Genomic DNA, 16,241 nt, shown 5'->3' on the forward strand with positions numbered 1-16,241 from the left:
GGAGGGAAAAACCGTCGATCAGATGGAGCTGTCCGCCTATGTGGGATGGGCCTGTGTGGTCGCTCATACAGGGGAGGTCACGGCGAGCATGCCCGTCATATGCTGGAGACAGCTCTTTTGAGAAAGCGGGAGGCGGTAAAAAGGATTTTAATCAAGGGAAAGGCCGTTGTGACCGCTCAGGCAGCCGCCGTGTTTGCAGAGGAAGGGATTTTTTTGCTGGGAAACGAGTCTCAGACCGTGGGGCCGGAGGAGAACCCGGAGGAGGTGCATTTGCGGCTTCTGGGGGCGGGGATTACACTTTTGGAGGGAATATGCCTGGGACAGGTGCCGGAGGGGGTATATTTTCTGTGCGCCGCACCCTTAAAGCTTTGGGGTGCGGACGGAGCGCCCTGCAGGGCCGTGCTGCTGAAGGGCTTGGAAGAGGAAGGGAGAAACTGACCCAAATGCCAATGGAAAGGGGAAGGAAATGGATTTTTATAAAAGAGCCTTTCTGGCGGTAAGGAGCGTTCCCAAGGGAAAAGTGGCAACCTACGGACAGATCGCCCTTTTGTGCGGCACTCCTAATTATGCAAGACAGGTGGGGCATGCCTTAAATGGGGAACGCTTAGGACAGGTGCCGGCACACCGTATTGTAAACAGTCGGGGAATCTTAAGCGGGGCTGCGGCCTTTGAGACCTTCGACCTTCAGAAACGGCTGCTTGAGGCGGAAGGGGTGGAGGTGGCGCAGACGGATAGAGGCTTTTGGGTGGATTTAAAAAAATACCGCTGGGAAAACACCTTTGAGGAGGCGCTTGGGCTGAAGCAGGAATTTGACCGCCTTGGCATCTAAAAAGCTGCAGAGCCAAAGCCGCAGGGCCAAAGCTACAGAGTTTCCATGGAACAGTACTTTGCCAGTGCGGAAGGGGCTGTGACGATAATCTGCCTGCGGTTTGTGACGATTATGTTTTCTTCCCGCAGCCTGGCAAGCCCTCTGGTGAGATGGACGCGGCTGATTCCCAGGATATCCGCCAGATCGCTTTGGGGAATGTGCACAGGACTGCGCTTATTTTCATCCACCAAAAGGAGATAGAGCAGATTGCACAGCTTATGGAAGGAGCAGTTGTATTCCTGATGGGCGGCATCGTAAAGCAGCAGGTTTACATACATGGAAAACCACTCCACGATTCTGGCGCTCAAAGCGGAATTTTCTTCAAACATGGAACGAAACTGCTCCTTGGAAAATTCAAGCACCTCCATGGGAGAGAGAGCCGTTGTGACAATGGAGCTTTCAATGCGGTAATCCTGCTGGTGATAGCCGGGGAAAACCGTTCCGCTGCCGTGGAAGGATAAAATTTTCTTCCGGCCGCTTTCGTGCTCCACATAGCTTTGCTCCACGCCGGAAATGATGTAGTGAATCCGCCCGAAGGGCTCTCCCGGCTTCCACAGACAGCTGCCCTCCGGGAAGGTTCTCTTTTTGTGAGGACGGGAGAGAAAGTATTCATAAAAATCATTGAAATCATTGGTGAAAAAATAGCGGGGTGTCAGCATCATAAAATTCCTCATTTCTGCGCGCTTTTTGCGTGTTGCTATTGCTTTATTGTATCCTTTCTGCCATTTTTCGTAAATAAATTTTTGTGAAGCGCCGGGTTTGCATCATTTGTAGCAGACGGCAGGGTGCAAGGATGGTAAGCTGTTGCTTAGAAGTGACGGAAAAAGGAGGAGCTTAAGAATGCGAAAGGTAAAGATCACAGTACTGCGAACCATGTTCAATGAGGATCTGGCGGCGGAATACGGCGCCGAGGGCCTGAAGGCATGCCCCATGCACCTGGAGGGACAGGTTTTTTATGCGGATTATGCCAAGCCGGAGGGGCTGTGCGACGAGGCCTGGAAGGCCATCTACCAGTATGTTTTTGCCCTGGCTCACGGGGATGGCACGGAAATTTTCTATTACGGCGACTGGATCAGAAAACCGGGAACCGCCATCTGCAGCTGCAATGACGGCCTGCGCCCGGTGATCTTCAAGCTGGAGGCCACCAATGAGGAAGCACAGATAGATTACGAGCCGGTCAGATGACCGGCTCTACGTTTCGTAGAGGGGGAAACTCTACACTTCGTGTGTGTTGACAAAAAGGTTTATCGCCTTTGTCCGGAATGCGGGAAAACCGGAATGTGCAGGCATCGAATTGTAAAAACCGGCTGAGTAATTCACCTACTGCTCACAGGGTTCCGCTTTAATCCTTCTGGTTCACCTCATACGCAATATATTCATGTGATAATTCATACCCTAATTTTTCTGCCAAATGAACGGACCAAAGATTTTGTGCATCCCAGCTTGGATATAATCCCCGCTCAAGGCATTCAAGAATAAGCTTCGCACAACAAGCAGTGGCAAGATGCTTTCGCCTTTCGTCAATTCTTGTATCCACTTGAATTTCTATGCCTTCCTAGTATTTTGTATAAGAAGAAGCGCCTGCAACAATTTGACCATTTTTTACGACTGCCACACCAAGCCCCTTTTCCAGATACCTATTTTTAGATTCGAATACAGAAACCAAGTCCCTTGACCATTGATGATTGAAGCATTGGTCAAAAAGATTTTCATCAATCAACTGCAAATGGTAACCCCTTGGAAGTTTGGCGATCAACCCTGTTAAATGATTCTTGTCAAATACTGTATTTTTTTTCATTGCATATCTGGTTACTTGTCTGCATTTGTCTTTATAATACTCTTTAATGAGATGTGCCCATTCATCAGTCTGCGGCACCATAATCACAAAACCGTTGAAGTTACGCTCGACTAACTCTTTGCATGGTTCTCCTGCAAAAAAGATAAAATCTCCAAGCTTTGCCAGAACCGATTTGGGATTATTTTTCTCGGTCACATAAAGCTTTCCCATGGTTTTTGGGACACAGGAATATATCATTGTTAATCGCCTCACATGTCCCAGCTGTACTTCGTCCTCTTACAAACAGTTTAATTCCGCTTACATCACATCCTCAATTTCTGCCTTGCGGACCGATAGGAAAGCTGCGGCAAAAGCCCCGAGGATCTGGATAGTGTAGCCAACGATTCCGCCTATGGATGTGTAAGGCAGCACATTTCCCTGGGTGGTCTGCAGAATCACAAGCATGAGAACAAAGGAAGCAACTATGGTGGCTTTTGAAGATTTCTTTTTCATTCCGATGAAAAGGACAATGCAGCCGCCGCAAACGGTAATTGCTGTATTCAGCAAACTGCTGCCCAACGCAGAAAAATTATTTATGTGCAGGGTGGCCGCAGAGTCAAATCCCGTCAGCGGCAAAACGGTGCAAACCAGCAGCTTGCTTAGCCACAGGGCAATAAAATTGAATACACATACAGAAATTATTTTGGCCGACAGTATTTTCCGTCTCTTGATCGGATATGAATACATCAGATGAATCAGCTTATTTTCATATTCGCCCACAACAAAAGAGGCAAGCATTGTCCCTGTAAATGCAAAATAAGCCATATTCATAAACATATCCGTAAGAGTCTGTATGGCGCTGGTTCCCGTCGTTGCCACGATTTCTCCTGTACTGGGATCGCTGGCAATTAACATGAGCATACCAAGCAGCACTGTTGTTGTGATTGCCGCATTGCGGATATATTTCCAAAGAGAGTGTTTCTGCCACTCCAATTTAATCAGCTTTAACATGATTTTCCACCTCCGCAGTCATCTTTAAGAAATAATCTTCCAATGTTTCCGTCTTTTTTCCCAATGCCAAAACCTCCACGTCGTTTAGAGCGAATACTTTTGCCAATTCAGGGACAGAAACCCTGGAATCATAAATCCGAATTTCCCCATTGTCTGTAAGCTTGAAGTTTGAAGCTTCCATTTTTTCGCTCAGCACAAAGGCGGCCTGTTTTGTATTGGAAACCTTCGCCTCAATATAGGCGAGATTCATCTGCTTAATTTCGCTCATGCCGATTTCTTCCCGCAGCTTCCCGTGATGGATAATTCCGATGGTATCTGCAATGCTTTCGATTTCAGAAAGAAGATGGCTGGAAATAATTACCGTTGTATGATATTCATCAGCCAGCATTTTCAGCAGGTCACGAATCTGTTTCATGCCGGCCGGGTCAAGACCGTTTGTGGGTTCGTCCAAAATCAACAGCTCCGGCTTGCAAAGGATGGCGCGGGCAATGCCGAGCCGCTCTTTCATGCCCAGCGAATAGGATTTTACCTTTTTGCCTGCAGCGTTCGTCAATCCGAGCATTTCTAAAGCATTTTCGATGCAGCCATGCTTATAATACCCCATATATTCGCAATGAAGCTTCAAATTCTGATAACCGGTCATGTTATCGTAAAACGCAGGGAATTCAATCATACTGCCCATACGTTTCAAAACCTCGTAGGAGTCTGGCAAAAGGGGAGCGCCAAACACCTCAATTTCTCCATTTGTGGGCTTCCAAAGGTTACAGATCATTTTCAGAATAGTTGTTTTGCCTGCGCCGTTAGGCCCAAGAAAGCCGTAAATCTCTCCCTCTTTCACATGAATGCTTACATCTTCTACAATATTTTTCCCACCAATCGTTTTCGTAAGGTGGTGTGTTCTTAAAATATATGGCATCTCATCTGCCTCCTTTCGCAAACGATTATAGTGGGTATGTTCTTCAAAACTGTTGAATAAATCTTACAAATTTCTTTCGCATCTGTTTTGTGTCAGTATGCCATCCTTCTTAATTTCAATGTAAAGACGGTCTGAACATCGGGAATACTCTTCATCGTAAGTTCACCGTTCATCTGTAAAGCAAGATTCTTTGCAATCGTTAATCCCAAACCATTGCCCTGTATGTTTCGATTGCGGGAATCCTCCAGTGTAAACAAACGATCAAAAATCCGGTCAGCGAATAATTTATCTATGCCCTTTCCCTTGTCAATTACATCTATATAGATTTCTTTTTCATCGATCCGAAGGACAAGCCCTAAATATCTGCCGTCAGCCCCGTAACGAATCACATTGGATATGAGATTGAACAGGATGCGCTGGATGCCATCCTGATTGCCGGATACATAAACAGGAAAGTCCGGCACGGAAATCTCCACCTCAAATCCATTTTTGGTCAGTATCTCATAAAAATCTAAGATGCTCTCCCTGCACAGCTCACAGACATCCATTTTTGAAAGCTCCAGATTCATATCACCGGCTTCCAGCTTCGCCAGTGTGAAAAACTGGTTGATAAGCTCCATAACGCTCTGCGCCTTTTTTTCGGTTTTCTGGAGCATTTCTGTTGTGGCAGCTCCATTCAGACGCATAATTTCCAAATAGCCCAGAATAACCGTCATAGGCGTTTTGATGTCATGGGAAATGTTTGACAGCATTTTTCGGGACGCTGCCTCACTGTGGAGGTAATCGGCTCTGGCCTTCCTGTTGATTTCCAGCAAGTCGTTAATCTGCGCGGAAAGCTCCATCAATTCCTTGTTTTCAGTAAAAAGCATGAGCTGTCCACCGCTGTTATTTTTAATAATTTCCTGCAGTTTTCCGCTGATTTCCCGTATTTGAGATTGTGTTCCTCTCCGGAAAGCAAACTGCTGGTAAATAATGACAGCGAATAAAACCGCAATGCTGACTGTCAAAAAAAAGATGATTGTTTCACTGTTCATGACAATTCTCCCAGCTTATAGCCGATTCCCCAGACAGTAAGAATATAACGGGGATTGCGGCTGTCGTCCTCAATTTTGTTCCGCAGCCGGCTGATATGTACGTTGACTGCGTTTTCATCTCCAAAATAATTGTCCTTCCATACAAGAGAATAAAGCTGCTCCTTGGTATAAACCTTTTTGGGGTTTTGCATAAGCAGCTTCAATATATCAAATTCTTTTGCGGTTAATTCAATCTTTCTTCCGCCTTTTATGGCCGTATAGTCGTTAAGATTGAGCGTCAAGTCTCCGATGGACAAGGTTTCGGGGGCTGCGGGCGAAGCAGGACTGCCATACTGCTCTGTTCTGCGTATATTTGCCTTAATGCGCGCCAATACCTCCACCACTGAAAATGGCTTTGTGATGTAGTCATCAGCGCCTAAGCCCAGCCCCAGAGCCTTGTCCGCTTCAGTGTCTTTTGCCGACACAATGATAATGGGAACAACACTGTTCGCCCGAATATGCTGCATGACCTCCATACCATTGATTTTAGGTATCATCAAATCCAATAAAACAAGCGAAAAAGAGGACTTGTCAAAGGCCGCGCACGCCGCTTCCCCATCGGAGGCGCATACCACTTCATAATTTTCCGCTGACAAATAGTTTTTCAGCATTTCACTGATCTCTTTGTCATCCTCCACCAGCAAAATTTTGTGCTCATTCATGATGCTTTCCTTTCTCCTGTCTTTCTTACGGTTCCGGAATTTTTGTCTCCCATTATATCAAAATTTCTGCCGCCTCACAATAACGCATCCGCAAATGCCTGTGGATTCCAGCTTTACTTTAGCGTGCTACTATGATACAATACGAAAGGATTTAAAGCTTTTATAAAAGTCCGGAGCAGCGCGGCGCTTCCGGCTTTTTCACAAAGAACGGCCGCGCAGAAATGAGGAGATTATGAAGAAGAAAATAGCATTGATTCTAACGGCAGCGCTGGCTGTGGGAAGCCTTACCGCCTGCGGCAGCAAAGAGACAGGCGGGGAAAGCGCAATGGTTTATGCAGTGGAGGCTGGCTCCGCAGGAGAGGCGGCCGCAGAGGAAAACGGATTTTCCTACAACTCTGTGGCTTCTCAGGCAGACGCTTTGATGGAGGTGGCTTCCGGAACCTCGGATGCAGCCATTATTGATCTTTTAATGGCAGGAGCCATGATCGGCGAGGGCACCAGCTATCCCGATCTGACCTATACCGACCAGCTGACGACGGAGGAGTACGGCGTGGGCTGCCGCAAGGGCTCTGATCTGGCTTCCTATATCAACTCCGTTTTCGGAGAAGCTTACGCGGATGGAACCATGCTTCAGATTGCCGAGCAGTACGGTGTGCAGGAGTCGCTGCTGGAACAGAGCGCGTCAGAGTATACACCCGCTGCGGAAAGCGATGTGGCGTACATACAGGAAAAAGGGACCTTGATTGTGGGAATCACCGACTTTGAGCCCATGGATTACAAGGATGAATCGGGAAACTGGATCGGCTTTGACGCGGATATGGCCAGACTGGTGGCGGAAAAGCTGGGTGTTGAGGCACAGTTTGTAGAAATCGACTGGGACAACAAGGTCATGGAGCTGGACTCTAAGAATATCGATGTGGTATGGAACGGCATGACCCTTACCGACGAAGTGACCTCCGCCATGGAATGCACCAATGCTTACTGCAACAACGCACAGGTAGTTGTGGTGCCGGCCCAGTAGACCGGGAGAAAAGAGGAAAATTATGTTTTGGACTGTGACACTATCGCTGCTGAACGGTCTGGCTACAACCTTTCAGATTTTCATACTGACCCTTTTGTTTTCGCTGCCCTTAGGACTGCTGTTTGCCTTTGCATCCATGAGCAGATGCAGGCTGCTTCGCTATCTAATGCAGCTTGTGGTATGGGTAGTCAGGGGAACGCCTCTGATGCTGCAGCTGATTATTATTTTTTACGGGCCGGGGCTGTGGCTGGATCACAATATCTGGAGCGGCAATGAGACGGGGCGGCTGACGGCCACGGTGGTGGCTTTTACCTTCAATTATGCCTGCTATTTTTCGGTAATCTTTCGGGGTGGAATCGAGGGTGTGCCTGCAGGACAGCGGGAAGCCGGCCAGGTGCTGGGCATGACCCGCAGCCAGATTTTTTTCAAGATCACGCTGCTGCAGATGATCAAGCGGGTGGTGCCTCCCATGTCCAACGAGGTGATTACCCTGGTGAAGGACACTTCCCTTGCCAGGATCATTGCCGCCTACGAGCTGACCTTTGCGGGCTATTCCTTTATGAAGTCCGATGGGATTACCTGGCCTTTGTTTTACACGGGCGTATTTTATCTGGCGTTTGTAGGCATTCTGACGCTTTTGTTCAATTATTTGGAGCGCAGGCTGGATTATTTCAGGTAGAGGATTTCAGATAAGGAGTTGACTCATGGCGATTTTGGAAGTAACAGAGATTGAAAAGCATTTTGGAAACACAAGGGTGTTAGAAAACGTCAGCTTTTCTCTGGAGGAAGGAAATGCGTTAGCCATCATCGGCTCCTCCGGTTCGGGAAAGACCACGCTGCTGCGGTGCCTGAATTTTTTGGAGACGCCAGACAGGGGAGTGATCACTGTCCGGGGAGAGAAGCTTTTTGACGCCTCCCTTCCTGCAAAGGAGCGGGAGAGAGATCTTCGCAAAAAACGCCTGCATTTTGGCATGGTGTTTCAGTCCTTTCACTTGTTTCCCCAGTATACAGCCTTGGAGAACGTGATGCTGGCAGAGCTTTTGCTGGCAAAGGAGAGGCCGGATTTCAAACAGAGGAAACGGGAAATCATGGAGGAGATCGACGCCCATGGAAGAGAGCTGCTGGAACGGATGGGACTGTCCGAAAGAAGCGGGCATTATCCCCATCAGCTTTCAGGAGGGCAGCAGCAGCGGGTGGCCATTGCCAGGGCGCTGGCGCTTAAGCCGGACATCCTGTGCTTTGACGAGCCTACATCAGCCCTGGACCCGGAGCTGACGGGAGAGGTGCTTAAGGTGATCAGAGGGCTTGCACAGCAAAAAACCACCATGATTATTGTGACCCATGAGATGGCCTTTGCAAGAGATGTGGCGGATCAGGTTATTTTTATGGACGAGGGTGTGATCGTGGAACAGGGAGATCCCAGACAGGTGATCGATAACCCCAGGCAGGAGCGTACAAAGCAGTTTTTGGCCCGGTACACGCAAGGGTGAGCGGAGGATATTATGGCCGGAAGAATGGAAAACATGAGCACGCTGTGCTATCTGGAAAGAGATGGGGAATATCTGATGCTGCACCGGACGGTGAAAAAGCAGGATGTGAATAAGGACAAATGGATTGGTGTGGGCGGTCACTTTGAAGAGGGGGAAAGCCCGAGGAATGTGTGCTGCGGGAGGTGAAGGAGGAGACCGGATACACGCTGACCTCCTTTCGCTATCGTGGCTTATTAACCTTTTTGTCGGGGGATGGGGTGACAGAATACATCTCTTTGTTTACTGCGGATGGATTTACGGGAGAGCCCATTGCCTGTGACGAGGGAGAGCTTGTGTGGGTTTCCCGGGAAAAGCTGTTTGATTTAAACCTTTGGGAGGGGGATAAAATCTTTTTTAAACTGCTGGAGGAGGAGAGACCCTTTTTCTCCTTGAAGCTGGTTTACGATGGCCACAGCAGGCTGACAGAAGCTGTGCTGGATGGGAGGCCCTTGGACCTTTCCAGGCTGCCTGCTCTTTTGCCGCCCCAATGGGAGATCAGGCATGGAACCATAGAAGACTTGGAGGCGGTGGCGGCGCTGGAGGCAGTGTGCTTTCCCGAGGCGGAGGCAGCAGGAAAGGAGGCACTCAGACAGCGCCTTTTAACCTATCCGGAGCATTTTTGGCTGCTTTTCTGGGACGGAGAGCTGGCGGGCCTGATAGACGGCATGGTGACAAACGAGGCGAAGCTGCGGGATGAGATGTTTGAAAATGCCAGTCTCCACAAAGAGGACGGAGACTGGCAGATGCTGTTTGGCGTGGCTGTGCTGCCAAAATATCAAAGACAGGGGGTATGTGCAGCAGTGATGAGACAGGTGATTACAGATGCCAAAGCTCAGGGAAGAAAGGGGATTTTCCTCACCTGCAAGGAGGAACTGATCCCCTATTATGAGCGGTTTGGCTTTGTAAAGGAGGGCGTCTCACAATCTGTCCACGGCGGCGCAGTGTGGTACGATATGCGCCTTACGCTGCAGCAAATGCGCTCTGTTTAAAATAAAACATCCTTGATACCCAGCACAAAGATCACCAGAATGATGATGGGAAGGATATAGGTCATGTAGAAGCGCAGCCCGTTTCGCAGCTTCAACCCCTTTCCGGTGTTGGCCTCCTCAAGAAAGTTTTTCCAGCCCCAGCCATAGCGTGAGGTACAGAAAAGCAGATAAATCAGAGAGCCGATGGGAAGTGTGATATTGCTCACCAAAAAATCCTCCAGATCCATAATGGAGGTTCCCTCACCCAGAGGCTCAAAGCCGGAAAGCAGGTTAAAGCCAAGTACACAGGGAAGGGAGAGCAGAATCATCAAAAACACATTGACGAAAGCTGCTTTCTTGCGGCTGCAGCCGGTCAGATCCATGCAGCAGGAAATAATATTTTCAAACACGGCAATGACGGTGGAAAAGGCGGCAAAGGCCATGAAAAGAAAGAAAAGGCTTCCCCACACCCGTCCTCCGGCCATGTGATTGAAAATGTTGGGCAATGTAATAAAAATCAGGTTAGGCCCGCTGTCCGCATCCACGCCGAAGGAAAAGCAGGCCGGGAATATGATCAATCCGGCGGTTATGGCCACAAAGGTGTCAAGCAGGCAGACTCTGAGGGACTCTCCTGCCAGGGAACGCTCCTTGCCTATGTAGCTTCCGAAAATGGCCATGGCGCCAATACCAAGGCTTAAGGTAAAAAAGGACTGGTTCATTGCAGCGGCAATGGTGGCGCCGATGCCTGTTTCGGCCATTCTGTTAAAATCGGGCAGCAGGTAAAATTTCAGTCCCTCCATTCCGCCATCCAGCATCAGACTGTTTACTGCCAGCACTACAATCAGGAAGAACAGCGCCAGCATCATTCCCTTGGTTATTTTTTCCACGCCGGCCTGAACGCCTCTGGAGCAGATAAAAAATCCAACTACTACCACCAGAATCATCCAAAGACTCATCACAAGGGGATCGGAGAGCATTTCTCCGAAAATAGCTTCCACTCTGTTCACATCTGCATTTTCAAAGGCGCCGGAGGCGGTGAGGTAAAAATAATGAAGCATCCATCCCGAAACAGTGGTGTAAAACATCATCAGCAGATAATTTCCGGCCATGGCCATATATCCCTGTAGATGCCATTTCTGTCCGGGCTTTTCCAGCACCTTGCAGGCCAGAAGAGGGCTTTTTCTGCTGGCCCGTCCGATGGAAAATTCCATGGTGAGCATAGGGATTCCCATAACCACCAAAAAGAAAAGGTAAATCAGCACAAAGGCGCCGCCCCCGTAAAGTCCGGTTATATAAGGAAATTTCCAGACATTTCCAATGCCGATGGCACAGCCTGCGGAAAGCAGCAAAAAGCCCATGCGTGAACCCAGTCGTTCTCTCTCTTTCATTTCGAACCTCCACTCTTATTTTGCTGTCCGTTGAAACGGACAGCAGTTTATTCCAGAATATGATAACATTCTCATCAACATAATGTCTATAGCAATCTAAAAAATAAGGCAGGACTGCACCCTAATGGAGGGCCTTGCTAAGCACCTCCTCCATAAGCTTAAAGTCAATGGGCTTGGAAAGATGGTCATTCATGCCGGCCGCCTTTGTTCTTGCGATATCCTCCGCAAAAGCGTTTGCAGTGACTGCAATAATGGGCACTGTCTTGGCATCCGGCCGATCCAGAGAGCGGATTGCCTGGCTTGCGGCGCACCCGTCCATTTCCGGCATCTGCATATCCATCAGAATCGCATCTATGGAACCGGGGGCTGCGGCGCTGAAAATTTCCACCGCCTCTCGTCCGTTCCAGGCGGAAATCACCTGAGCGCCCAGGGCGCAGAGACACTCGGATGCGATTTCCATGTTGATCTCATTATCCTCTGCAATCAATATTTTTTTGTTTTGTAACCCCTGGGGATTGGCTGCGGGCTCTTTTTTTGGTGAAGGGGGAAGCGCTTCGCTTTCTGCAATCTGAAGGGGAAGAATGATGGTGAATGTGCTGCCCTCACCCAGAGTGCTTTCCACGGTAATTTCTCCGCTCATCTGCTGGACCAGGCTCTTTACAATGGGCATTCCCAGGCCGGTTCCGGAGATTCTGGAAGGGGCGAACAAGGTCTCTCTGGAAAAGGGCTCAAAAATGTGCTCCATAAATTCCTTGGACATACCGATGCCGGTGTCGCTTACCGTGAGCTGGTATCTGCTTCGGTTTGACTGTACGCCTGTCTCGGCAAGGTCCACTGTAATCCTTGCACCGCTCATACTGTACTTTAACGCATTGGACAAAAGGTTGTTGATTACCTGGCTTAGGCGGAAGGGATCGCAGTAAACGGCGGGATGCTGCAGATGGATCGAAACAGTTAATTCCTTTTGCTCTGTCAGGGCCTGGTCTTTGAAAAGAGAGACAGATTCCTGGAGAAAGGTTTCCAGATTCATGACGGTATAATCCAGTGTGCTGCCTGTGCTTTTCTCCAGCCTTGACATATCCAGAATGTCGTTGACCAGGGTTAAAAGCTGTGTGCCGGCCTGCTCAATTTTTGCCGTGTAATCCCTTATCTTTTCCGGACGGTCAAGCTGGTCCTTCATCAGCTTGGACAGACCGATGATAGCGTTTAAAGGGGTACGCATATCATGAGATACATGGCTGAAAAAGGCATTTTTCTTCTCTGCCGTCTGACGGGCGGACTTGAGAGCATTTTCCAAAAGAATATGCTGTTTCAGCTGCCTGCGCTTTTCTGCGTCAATTTCTCGAAAACACATGATCACATGGTTCAGCTTCATGGATTTATTGTAAATGATTTTTATGCTGACCCATTTGTAGTCCTCTCCGAACCGGCGCTGGTAATCTCCCCCAAACTCGTAAATCTGATCCTGAATCAGCTTTTTTATGTTTTCCAGGGAAAAGCTTTGTTCAAATTCTGTATAGGTCCGCTGATCTACGTACTCCTTTACCACATCAATTAAATGCTGATAGCTGCCGCCGCTTCCCAGAAGGCTGCTTACGTCGTCGGAGGATTTGATGGACTCATAAGTGGCTTTTTCGTAATCGATCCGGTAGATGGCATAATAGGTATCTCCCAGAATCTGCAGCGTATCCTGAACGTGCTGCATTTTGCGGCTGCCAACCCAAAAACGCAGGATGATGCCGCTGGCTGTAAAAAGAAGAGCGGCGCAGATTCCAAAGAGCAGAAGGAAGGAGGTGTCCATATTATCCGTAAGGAGGCTTTGTACGGGCATGGTAATCACGGATATCCAGCCGTTTTCCATGATGTGGTAATAAACGCTGCGGTTTTTCCCCTCCAAATCCCGGATGGCGGAAGAGTAGCTTTGAAGGCTCCCGTCCTGTATGCGGGCAAGCAGATTTTCCGCGTATTGCCTCACATCAGGGTCTTTGATGTCCAGGCTGCCTCTTAAGTAAATCAGACTGCCGTTTCCGTCATACAGAAAGTAGGAGCTGTTCTGGGGCAGGGAAGCTTTGTTTTCGTGGAGATGAAAATTTTCCAGAAGAATATCAAAAGCCAGTACGTTTCCGGAACCGTTCAGCTTCTTGGCAAGGGTAATCAGGTACTTTCCTGTGATGGCGTCCAAATAGGCGTTGGTAAAAATAACATCCCCGTTTTGCGAAAGGGCTTTTTGATACCATTCGGTGCTTTGATAATCATAATTTTGATCTCCCTCCCAGGGGGTGGCGGCAATGATAGCTCCGTCAATTACTGCATAAGGGTCAATGACGGAGGAGCCCAGGATATGCGTCAGGTGACTGGAGTAATCTGCAAGCCATTCCTGTACCTGCTGGCTGCTTCCTCCCTTTTCCAGCGTGTTGTTGATGCTTGTGGAGGCCAAATTTAAAAGCATTTGATAGATGGCGATGCGGTTTTCCTCCTGGGAGGCGTAGCTTTCCGCCAGGGAGGTTCCCAATTCGTCTGCATTGGCTAAAAGCCTGTCGCGCACCAGAAAAATGCCCCATACAATGAGAACGGAGAAAAGCACTAAAATAAAGATATTCAGCTTCAAGGAAAAATCAAATCGGGAAGTTTTTCTTTTTTGGGGTTTCATTCTATCAATGCTCCTTTTCCACATTCCGTAAAAGCGAGTACAAATAGAAGTATACCACACACGGAATAAAGTAAAAAGGAAAAGGGAGAAAAATGAGAAAAGTTACAAAAGATAATACAGAAAAGCGCTTGACAGCGACTGTATTAAGTGTTATATTGCAAATAGAACAAAAATATTTTGTGGAAAGAGAAAGAGGGTGAAAGAATTGCGTGCCAAAAAAGATTATTATGAGGTTCTGGGCGTAAGCAGAAACGCCGATGCGTCGGCGATCAAGAAGGCTTACCGTAAGCTGGTAAAGCAGTATCACCCGGACAGCAATTCGGGAAATGCCCAGGCAGAAGAAAAGTTTAAAGAGATTACAGAAGCCTATGAAATATTAAGTGATGAAAAGAAGAGAAAGCTGTACGATCAGTTCGGACACGCTGCCTTTGAGGAAGGCGGCGCCCAGTCCCAGAGATATGGAAGCACAGGGAATCCCTTTGGGGGAAGCCCCTTTGGAAATGGGGATTTTTTCACAGGCGCAGGCGGGCCCTTCGGCGGCGGAGGCACCTACAGAAGAACCTATAGCGGCCCCCAGGGGCAATATCAGGAAGTTCATTTTGACAGCGGGGAAAATATGGATGACATTCTGCGTGATTTGTTCGGAGGCGCCTTCCGGGAGACAGGCTCTGCCGGATTTCAAGAAAATGGCGCAGACCTTCATGGGGAAGTGGAGATTTCCTTTGAGGAGGCAGCCTTTGGGGGCAAAAAGGTAGTCCGCCTGCAGGATGCTGCGGGAGGAGTACAGTCGCTGGAGGTAAAGATTCCTGCGGGCATCGAATCCGGAAAGACCATACGCTTAAGCGGCAAGGGAATGCCGGGAACAGGAAAGGGACGGCCCGGAGATCTGCTTCTAAAGGTAACCGTGCGGGAGAAGCCGGGCTTTCGGCGAGAGGGGGCAGACCTCTACACCACGGCAAGAATTCCCTTTACCACTGCCATTTTCGGCGGCGAAGCCAAGATACAGACGCTTTACGGGGATGTGCTGTGCAAGATCAAAGAGGGCACACAGCCAGGAAGCAAAATCCGCTTAAAAGGGAAGGGACTGCCTTCCATGAAAAATCCTTCTGTGCGGGGTGACCAATATGCGACCATAGAGATTCAGGCGCCGGAAAGCTTAAGCCCTGAGGCCAGACAAAAATTAAAGGAGTTCGAGCAGGCCCTGCAGAAACAAAACAGGCAGAGAGGCCATGTGGCATAATGCGTAATATAAGGGCGGTGCGCCAAAGATGTATGCTCTAAGTGACTTATTAACCATAGTTTTGTTATGGTTAGTGAAGCAGTCGCTTAGAGCATTTTCATTTCAGTCGGTACAGTCATGAGAAACGAGAAAATCACCAAAGCTCTCACGCAATTTCCCCAAGAATAATTCTGCCGCAGAGGAGAATACTTGATATTTTTTCCAGATGATATTTAAGCCTGATTCCAGTCGGGGCTCCAGCGGACGGAAACAGAGGCTGCTGCTTTCAGTTGTGTTGGCTATTTTGTCGATAGTTACTGCATAGCCAATTCCGGCTTCAACCATGATGGCCGCATTATAAACGAGGTTGAACGTAGTTACAATGTCCAGCTGATCGAAATCCCCGCCGAACCACTCGGCAAACTTATTTCCACGCCGTTCTCCTGAAATCGCCTGTCTGGAACAGATCAGTGGAACACTCAGCAAATCTTCTCTTCGGATTACTTCTTTTTCAGCCAAAGGGCTGTCTTTTCGCATGACAACTCCCCATATATCTCTGGCAGGAATATTGATGTAGTCATATTTGGATATATCTGCAGGCTGAATCAGGATTCCAAAATCCAATAAACCTTTATCCAGGCGTTCTGTTACATCCTCAGAATTTCCACTGTATAGGTGATAATGAATACCCGGATACTTTGTCCGCAATTCACAGGCAATCTGCGCTACTAGTTTAATTGCATCGGTTTCGCCGCTGCCGATGTAAATATTGCCGCCAATTACATTTTCCATAGAATTAAATTCTGCTTCTGTTTTGTCAACCATAGAAACAATTTCTTCCGCGCGTTTCCGCAAAATCATCCCCTCTGCGGTTAAGGTCATGTTGTGGCTGCCGCGGGTGAAAAGTTTCTGCCCCAGCTCTTCCTCCAAATCGCGGATCTGCCGGGAAAGGGTTGGCTGTGTCACATGTAGAAAACTGGCCGCATTTGTAATGCTGCCTTCTCTGGCAATCGCCAAAAAATACCGAAGCACTCTGATCTCCATATCAGCCCTCCTTACATACTTATTATATTTTAGGTAATTGCGAAACTCACTGGCACAGTTACGAACCTGGTCATAATAACCAAAAACGGGTTCCGAAGCAGTGGCTGGTCACCCT

Annotated in this window: 16 protein-coding genes and 2 pseudogenes; 9 read left to right on the top strand and 9 right to left on the bottom strand. The window is 48.4% G+C overall.

Going from position 1 to position 16,241, the window contains the following annotated elements; all coding sequences use genetic code 11:
* Nucleotides 1-117 precede the first annotated feature (117 nt).
* Entirely contained in the window at nucleotides 118-438 is a 321-nt protein-coding gene (locus tag AC1WIP_RS02520; protein WP_481140332.1) for a hypothetical protein, read from the top strand.
* Nucleotides 439-466: 28 nt separating this feature from the next.
* Nucleotides 467-829, top strand: coding sequence for an MGMT family protein (locus tag AC1WIP_RS02525; protein WP_481140333.1), 363 nt, complete (start codon nucleotides 467-469; stop codon nucleotides 827-829).
* 32 nt (nucleotides 830-861) lie between these two features.
* Here AC1WIP_RS02525 and AC1WIP_RS02530 read toward each other — a convergent pair whose 3' ends face one another.
* Nucleotides 862-1,530, bottom strand: a complete 669-nt coding sequence (locus AC1WIP_RS02530) for a Crp/Fnr family transcriptional regulator (protein ID WP_481140334.1) — start codon at nucleotides 1,528-1,530, stop codon at nucleotides 862-864.
* A 178-nt stretch (nucleotides 1,531-1,708) separates the two neighbouring features.
* On the opposite strand from AC1WIP_RS02530, the gene AC1WIP_RS02535 reads away from it, so the two are divergent.
* Nucleotides 1,709-2,053 (top strand): TIGR04076 family protein, encoded by a 345-nt coding sequence (locus AC1WIP_RS02535; protein ID WP_481140335.1) that lies wholly within the window; start codon nucleotides 1,709-1,711, stop codon nucleotides 2,051-2,053.
* 157 nt (nucleotides 2,054-2,210) lie between these two features.
* On the opposite strand, the pseudogene AC1WIP_RS02540 reads toward AC1WIP_RS02535, so the two are convergent.
* The 5 genes and pseudogenes from AC1WIP_RS02540 to AC1WIP_RS02560 all read right to left on the bottom strand — a co-directional run bounded on the left by AC1WIP_RS02540 (nucleotide 2,211) and on the right by AC1WIP_RS02560 (nucleotide 6,307).
* Nucleotides 2,211-2,903, bottom strand: a pseudogene (locus tag AC1WIP_RS02540) (GNAT family N-acetyltransferase).
* Nucleotides 2,904-2,963: 60 nt separating this feature from the next.
* Nucleotides 2,964-3,656, bottom strand: coding sequence for an ABC transporter permease (locus tag AC1WIP_RS02545; protein WP_481140336.1), 693 nt, complete (start codon nucleotides 3,654-3,656; stop codon nucleotides 2,964-2,966).
* The gene (locus AC1WIP_RS02550; RefSeq protein ID WP_481140337.1) at nucleotides 3,640-4,572 is read right to left on the bottom strand and encodes an ABC transporter ATP-binding protein; all 933 of its coding nucleotides are present in this window, start codon (nucleotides 4,570-4,572) and stop codon (nucleotides 3,640-3,642) included. Before AC1WIP_RS02550 ends, AC1WIP_RS02545 begins: the two co-directional genes overlap by 17 nt.
* A gap of 92 nt (nucleotides 4,573-4,664) precedes the next feature.
* On the bottom strand, nucleotides 4,665-5,606 hold the full coding sequence (locus AC1WIP_RS02555) for an ATP-binding protein (protein ID WP_481140338.1): 942 nt from the start codon (nucleotides 5,604-5,606) through the stop codon (nucleotides 4,665-4,667).
* Nucleotides 5,603-6,307: a response regulator transcription factor gene (locus tag AC1WIP_RS02560; protein WP_481140339.1), complete on the bottom strand. Its 705-nt coding sequence runs from the start codon at nucleotides 6,305-6,307 to the stop codon at nucleotides 5,603-5,605. The genes AC1WIP_RS02555 and AC1WIP_RS02560 overlap by 4 nt, the downstream gene beginning before the upstream one ends.
* A gap of 232 nt (nucleotides 6,308-6,539) precedes the next feature.
* Here AC1WIP_RS02560 and AC1WIP_RS02565 point away from each other — a divergent pair, with 232 nt between their 5' ends.
* The 5 genes and pseudogenes from AC1WIP_RS02565 (at nucleotide 6,540) to AC1WIP_RS02585 (ending at nucleotide 9,846) form a co-directional block, all read left to right on the top strand.
* Nucleotides 6,540-7,328 carry a transporter substrate-binding domain-containing protein gene (locus tag AC1WIP_RS02565; protein ID WP_481140340.1) on the top strand — a complete coding sequence of 263 codons (789 nt, stop codon included), beginning with the start codon at nucleotides 6,540-6,542 and terminating at the stop codon, nucleotides 7,326-7,328.
* Nucleotides 7,329-7,350: 22 nt separating this feature from the next.
* On the top strand, nucleotides 7,351-8,007 hold the full coding sequence (locus tag AC1WIP_RS02570) for an amino acid ABC transporter permease (protein ID WP_481140341.1): 657 nt from the start codon (nucleotides 7,351-7,353) through the stop codon (nucleotides 8,005-8,007).
* 25 nt (nucleotides 8,008-8,032) lie between these two features.
* Nucleotides 8,033-8,818 (top strand): amino acid ABC transporter ATP-binding protein, encoded by a 786-nt coding sequence (locus AC1WIP_RS02575; RefSeq protein WP_481140342.1) that lies wholly within the window; start codon nucleotides 8,033-8,035, stop codon nucleotides 8,816-8,818.
* A gap of 24 nt (nucleotides 8,819-8,842) precedes the next feature.
* A pseudogene (locus AC1WIP_RS02580) lies at nucleotides 8,843-9,312 on the top strand (NUDIX hydrolase); the annotation flags it as partial.
* Nucleotides 9,289-9,846, top strand: a complete 558-nt coding sequence (locus AC1WIP_RS02585; RefSeq protein ID WP_481140346.1) for a GNAT family N-acetyltransferase — start codon at nucleotides 9,289-9,291, stop codon at nucleotides 9,844-9,846. The pseudogene AC1WIP_RS02580 and the gene AC1WIP_RS02585, both read left to right, overlap by 24 nt.
* On the opposite strand, the gene AC1WIP_RS02590 is transcribed toward AC1WIP_RS02585, so the two are convergent.
* Nucleotides 9,843-11,213, bottom strand: coding sequence for a sodium-dependent transporter (locus AC1WIP_RS02590; RefSeq protein WP_481140343.1), 1,371 nt, complete (start codon nucleotides 11,211-11,213; stop codon nucleotides 9,843-9,845). The genes AC1WIP_RS02585 and AC1WIP_RS02590 overlap by 4 nt on opposite strands.
* 121 nt (nucleotides 11,214-11,334) lie before the next feature.
* Nucleotides 11,335-13,863 carry a hybrid sensor histidine kinase/response regulator gene (locus AC1WIP_RS02595; protein WP_481140344.1) on the bottom strand — a complete coding sequence of 843 codons (2,529 nt, stop codon included), beginning with the start codon at nucleotides 13,861-13,863 and terminating at the stop codon, nucleotides 11,335-11,337.
* A 205-nt stretch (nucleotides 13,864-14,068) separates the two neighbouring features.
* Here AC1WIP_RS02595 and AC1WIP_RS02600 point away from each other — a divergent pair, with 205 nt between their 5' ends.
* The gene (locus tag AC1WIP_RS02600) at nucleotides 14,069-15,103 is read left to right on the top strand and encodes a DnaJ C-terminal domain-containing protein (protein WP_481140347.1); all 1,035 of its coding nucleotides are present in this window, start codon (nucleotides 14,069-14,071) and stop codon (nucleotides 15,101-15,103) included.
* A gap of 102 nt (nucleotides 15,104-15,205) precedes the next feature.
* On the opposite strand, the gene AC1WIP_RS02605 is transcribed toward AC1WIP_RS02600, so the two are convergent.
* Nucleotides 15,206-16,126 carry a LysR family transcriptional regulator gene (locus tag AC1WIP_RS02605; protein WP_481140345.1) on the bottom strand — a complete coding sequence of 307 codons (921 nt, stop codon included), beginning with the start codon at nucleotides 16,124-16,126 and terminating at the stop codon, nucleotides 15,206-15,208.
* Nucleotides 16,127-16,241 lie beyond the last annotated feature (115 nt).

This window comes from Acetatifactor sp., assembly GCF_982438285.1.

Excerpts from the sequence above, each read along its gene's own strand:
- AC1WIP_RS02535 (WP_481140335.1), top strand. The coding sequence starts at position 1,709 with ATGCGAAAGGTAAAGATCACAGTACTGCGAACCATGTTCAATGAGGAT.
- AC1WIP_RS02560 (WP_481140339.1), bottom strand. The coding sequence starts at position 6,307 with ATGAATGAGCACAAAATTTTGCTGGTGGAGGATGACAAAGAGATCAGT.
- AC1WIP_RS02565 (WP_481140340.1), top strand. The coding sequence starts at position 6,540 with ATGAAGAAGAAAATAGCATTGATTCTAACGGCAGCGCTGGCTGTGGGA.
- AC1WIP_RS02605 (WP_481140345.1), bottom strand. The coding sequence starts at position 16,126 with ATGGAGATCAGAGTGCTTCGGTATTTTTTGGCGATTGCCAGAGAAGGC.
- AC1WIP_RS02550 (WP_481140337.1), bottom strand. The coding sequence starts at position 4,572 with ATGCCATATATTTTAAGAACACACCACCTTACGAAAACGATTGGTGGG.
- AC1WIP_RS02595 (WP_481140344.1), bottom strand. The coding sequence starts at position 13,863 with ATGAAACCCCAAAAAAGAAAAACTTCCCGATTTGATTTTTCCTTGAAG.
- AC1WIP_RS02575 (WP_481140342.1), top strand. The coding sequence starts at position 8,033 with ATGGCGATTTTGGAAGTAACAGAGATTGAAAAGCATTTTGGAAACACA.
- AC1WIP_RS02570 (WP_481140341.1), top strand. The coding sequence starts at position 7,351 with ATGTTTTGGACTGTGACACTATCGCTGCTGAACGGTCTGGCTACAACC.
- AC1WIP_RS02590 (WP_481140343.1), bottom strand. The coding sequence starts at position 11,213 with ATGAAAGAGAGAGAACGACTGGGTTCACGCATGGGCTTTTTGCTGCTT.
- AC1WIP_RS02545 (WP_481140336.1), bottom strand. The coding sequence starts at position 3,656 with ATGTTAAAGCTGATTAAATTGGAGTGGCAGAAACACTCTCTTTGGAAA.
- AC1WIP_RS02530 (WP_481140334.1), bottom strand. The coding sequence starts at position 1,530 with ATGATGCTGACACCCCGCTATTTTTTCACCAATGATTTCAATGATTTT.
- AC1WIP_RS02525 (WP_481140333.1), top strand. The coding sequence starts at position 467 with ATGGATTTTTATAAAAGAGCCTTTCTGGCGGTAAGGAGCGTTCCCAAG.
- AC1WIP_RS02555 (WP_481140338.1), bottom strand. The coding sequence starts at position 5,606 with ATGAACAGTGAAACAATCATCTTTTTTTTGACAGTCAGCATTGCGGTT.